The organism is Streptomyces sp. NPDC002044 (assembly GCF_040296725.1).
Lineage (GTDB): Bacteria > Actinomycetota > Actinomycetes > Streptomycetales > Streptomycetaceae > Streptomyces > Streptomyces antarcticus.
In genome coordinates this window covers 1-1,416 of record NZ_JBEOXU010000019.1, presented here as the reverse complement: position 1 = coordinate 1,416, position 1,416 = coordinate 1, and the positions used below count along the sequence as shown (strand labels likewise).

The window sequence follows — 1,416 nt, the reverse complement described above, 5'->3', positions numbered from 1 at the left end:
GGGCCCCCCGCCCACCCGCCCCGGGGGGTGTGCGGCGTAACGGGGGAGGGCCCCGTTATTTCGGGGGGGGCCGCGGGGGGGGGGCCGGGGCGGGGAAGAGGCCGGACCCCGCACGCCGTCGATCGGTTACTTCGGGCCGAAGGTGAGGACCAGCCGCGGAGCGCCGTCCGTCGCGGTCGCCTCCGAGGACCAGAGCCACAGCGGGTCGGTGCCCGTGCTCTTCAGGCCCAGGCTGTAGCTGCTGCCCAGGACCGCGGAGACCGCGGCGGTGTCCAGCTCCACGCTGTGCACGGCCGAACCGTCCGGCACGCCCGCGATGGTGCCGAGCGGGGTGGTGCCGAGGGTGGGCTTGGTGTTGAACGTGGTGCCCGCTCCGCTCCAGGTGCCGGTGACCGGGACCACGGACACGGTGTCGGCGGTGCCGGCGCCCGCCTGCGTGGTGGTCTTGACCTGGAGCGAGACCGACTTCAGGGCCTGCCCGGCCGGGGCGGCCGGGAGGTCGAAGCGCAGGTACGACTCGTACGCCGAGGTGCCGCGCACCGCGAGCGAGTTCGCGGTGCCGTAGGCGGTGCTCGGCGCGCCCTGGTTGATGTAGGTGTCCTCGGTCGCGGTGACCGTGGAGACCGTGTCGGACGGGGCCTTGGCCAGGTCGAAGTGGTTCTTGACCTGGGCCTGGCTGAGCGCCGTCGGGTAGACGGCGGCCTCGTCGAGCTGTCCGGAGAAGTAGTTGCTCGTCGGACGGGTCGGCCAGCCGGAGAGGTTGTCGCCGCCGACGTGCCAGTAGCCCGCGTAGTTCTGCGTGCTGGTGGCGTTCAGCGTGCCCTTGTTCTGACCGTCGACGTACAGCGTCAGGCCACCGGGGCCCTGGGTGCCGACCACGTGGTGCCACTTGTTGTCGTTGAACGTGTCGAACAGGCCGGTGGAGATGGTCCTGGTCGAGCCGTTGTAGACGCCGAACACCAGGCGGCCGGTGTTGGTCATGTAGATGTGCTTGTCGTTCGAGCCGCTGCTGCGTTCGGTGTTGTTGCCGAAGCCGATCAGCTTGCCGCCGCGCGAGGAGTTCGTCTTGAACCAGGTCTCGATGGAGTAGGTGCTGCCGACCGTCTGGCGGTGGTCGCTGTAGACCTGCTGGCTGGTGCCGTTGAAGCCCATGGCCGTGCTGGCGCCGGTGACGGCGCCGGGGGTCTGGCGCAGGGCCGGGGCGTTCAGCTGGACGCCGCTGGTGTTGCCGCCGTTCGAGGAGTCGGCGGTGTACGGGCTGACGGTGTCGTCGAAGCGCCAGTACAGCTGGGCGCCGTCCGCGCGGACCTGGTTCGGGTAGGACTGGACCGAGACCGGGACCGTCACCGAGACGGTGGCCGACAGCGCGCTGGTGTTGCCGGCGGCGTCGGTCGCGGTCACGCGGTAGGTGTAGGA

The 1,416-nt window shown here is 70.9% G+C and carries 1 protein-coding gene; it reads right to left on the bottom strand.

The window, feature by feature from the left end; translation table 11 throughout:
• Nucleotides 1-126 precede the first annotated feature (126 nt).
• The coding region (locus ABT106_RS07590; RefSeq protein ID WP_351273727.1) for a CBM96 family carbohydrate-binding protein at nt 127-1,416 on the bottom strand (1,290 nt) is incomplete at its 5' end.